General features: G+C 74.3%; 3 protein-coding genes. All 3 read left to right on the top strand.

What is annotated here, in order from left to right; all coding sequences use genetic code 11:
* Positions 1-904, top strand: a 904-nt coding sequence (locus ACLEQD_RS41160; RefSeq protein ID WP_410391376.1) for a M23 family metallopeptidase, incomplete at its 5' end; no start/stop codon positions are given.
* A 73-nt stretch (positions 905-977) separates the two neighbouring features.
* Entirely contained in the window at positions 978-1,433 is a 456-nt protein-coding gene (gene dut, locus ACLEQD_RS41165) for a dUTP diphosphatase (RefSeq protein ID WP_410391377.1), read from the top strand.
* Positions 1,434-1,548: 115 nt separating this feature from the next.
* Positions 1,549-2,553, top strand: a 1,005-nt coding sequence (locus ACLEQD_RS41170) for a serine/threonine protein kinase (RefSeq protein ID WP_410391378.1), incomplete at its 3' end; no start/stop codon positions are given.

Here is a 2,553-nt window from a genome sequence, read left to right on the forward strand (position 1 = left end):
GGCCTGGGCCTTCCACACGCGCACCACGGCCCGGCCGCTGCTCGCGTACTACGACGGCGTGAGCGGCACGGCGGTGCCCGTGCCGGACGCGCTGCCCGCCGCGATGCTCACGCGCGTGCCCACGAGCGCGGAGGCGCTGGCGTGGGGGACGCACTCGGCGCTGAAGGCCCTGGACCCGAAGGCCCGCGAGCCCGCGCTGGCCCTGGCCCGTGAGCAGGGCATCGCTCCGGAGGCGCTGGTGGATGCCTTGCGCGGACCGGCGGCGACGCGGCGGCTGCTGGACGCGCTCGCCGGGGACTTCCCGTCGGAGGAGGCGCGGGTGACGGCGGTGTTCGCGGGGCGGGTGCCCGCGCGCTTCGCGCTGCAGCGGGTGGGCGCGGAGGGCGGGGCGCTGAGCCTGGAGCGCCTGGCGAAGCAGCTGCCCCCGGGCTTCGAGGGCTCCTCCGTGGGCGCGGCGCAGGCGCTGGCGCTGTCCACGGCGCTGATGCTCGGGTGGCCGGTGGCGGAGAGCGCTCCCGTGACGAGCCCCTTCGGCTACCGCGTCCACCCCACGCTGCGCACGCGCCGGATGCACACCGGGGTGGACCTGGCGGTGCGCTCGGGCACGACGGTGACGGCGGTGGCCGCGGGCGTGGTGCGCCGCGCGAGCGAGGACTCCGTCAACGGCCGCGTGCTGGTGCTGGACCACGGGCGGGGCGTGACGACGGCGTACTGCCACAACTCGGAGCTCTTGGTGAAGGCGGGCACGCGCGTGGAGAAGGGGCAGGCCATCGCGCTGTCGGGCAGCACGGGCCGGTCCACCGGGCCGCACCTGCACTACCAGCTGGAGCTGGCCGCGCGGCCGGTGGACCCGTTCGGGTTCCGCACCGCCCTGCGCGTGGCGGACGGCGCGACCGAGCTGTGAGGCAGGGCCACACGACCCATGACGTCGGGCCAGGAAATGGAGGGGGGGAGGGGTGCGTGGTACGGCAGGGGGCATGGACCCCACGCTGACCGTCCCCGTGCGCCGGGTGCGCTCGCATCCGGACCCGCTGCCCCTGCCCCGCTACGAGACGGAGCTGGCGGCCGGGTTGGACCTTCGGGCCGACATCGACGGGGAGCGGGTGCTCCAGCCCCTGGAGCGGCTGGCGGTGCCCACGGGGCTGGCGTTCGCGCTCCCCCCGGGCTTCGAGGGGCAGGTGCGGCCCCGCTCGGGGCTGGCGCTGCGACATGGGGTGACGTGCCTCAACTCCCCCGGGACGGTGGACGCGGACTACCGGGGGGAGGTGCAGGTGCTGCTCGTGAACCTGTCCAACACCCCCTTCACCCTGCGTCGGGGCGACCGGGTGGCCCAACTGGTGGTGGCCCCGGTGACGGCCACGGCGCTGCGCGAGGTGGACGTGCTGGAAGTGACTTCCCGGGGTGACGGAGGTTTCGGGTCCACGGGCCGCTAGCGGCCCCGGTGCGCAACGTCGTTCCTCAATGGCTCCGGAGCGGGCAGAATGGAGGCCCCCGGCCGTCCGCCGGGAAGGTCGCCCCCCCGCGGCCCTGTTCCGGAGTTTCACTGCTTTGCTCTGCTACCGCTGCGGCAGCCATGTCCCCGATACGAGTGAAACCTGCGCCACGTGTGGCCAGAAGCTGGACGCGGCCGCGCGTCAGGCCGCGGGGGCCGCGCGCCGGAAGGGAGCGGAGGGCGCGCCCTACAAGCCGGGCGACGTCGTCGCGGACCGCTACGCCATCCAGGAGGTCGTCGGGTCGGGGCCGCTGGGCTTCGTCTTCCGCGCGGAGGACCAGGCCATCGACGTGGAGGTGGCGCTGAAGGTCATCCAGCCCCGGCTGGTGCAGCAGCCGGAGGAGCGCACGCAGTTCGCGCTGTCCATGCGGGTGGGCAAGAAGCTCAACCACCCCAACCTGGTGCGCGTGTACGAGGAGGGCGTGGACGGGGACCGGCCCTTCTTCACGATGCAGCTGCTGGAAGGGCTCACGCTGCGCCGGATGATGGAGCAGCGCGCGGCGAAGGGGCAGCTGTTCTCGCTGAAGGAAGTGGAGCCGCTGCTGGCGCAGATGGCGGCGGCGCTGGACGGGGCGCACCGCTTCGGGCCGCACTCGGACGTGAAGCCGGAGAACGTCTTCGTCCTGCCGGACATGCTGAAGGTGTCGGACTACGGGCTGGGGCTCGCGGTGCCGCACCTGCCCTTCGTGCAGGCGCAGAGGGGGCACCGGGCGGCGGCGTACATCGCTCCCGAGTACGTGAATGGCGCGGAGCTGGACACGCGCATGGACGTGTACTCGCTGGGCGTGTTGATGGGCGAGATGGTGACGGGGCTCCTGCCGGAGGACGGCGGGGTGCCAGAGGTGTCGGTGCGGCATCCGGACCTGCCGCCCGCGTTCGAGTCCCTCTACCGGCGCGCGCTCAACCCGAACCCCCTGGCCCGTCCGAAGTCGGGCGGCGAGCTGCACGCGGAGTTCTCCGCGCTGGTGCAGCGGCACCCGGCCGCGGCGTCGAGGCAGCGCGCGGTGCCTGCGTCGGGGGCGCTGCCGCGTCGTGGTGGCCGCGAGGGCCGCGAACAAGCC

The sequence above is a fragment of the Corallococcus sp. 4LFB genome (assembly GCF_046520365.1).
In the GTDB taxonomy this organism is placed as follows: domain Bacteria; phylum Myxococcota; class Myxococcia; order Myxococcales; family Myxococcaceae; genus Corallococcus; species Corallococcus caeni.

Bases quoted from the DNA above. Each gene is read 5' to 3' on its own strand.
- dut (WP_410391377.1), top strand. From the start codon at position 978: ATGGACCCCACGCTGACCGTCCCCGTGCGCCGGGTGCGCTCGCATCCG.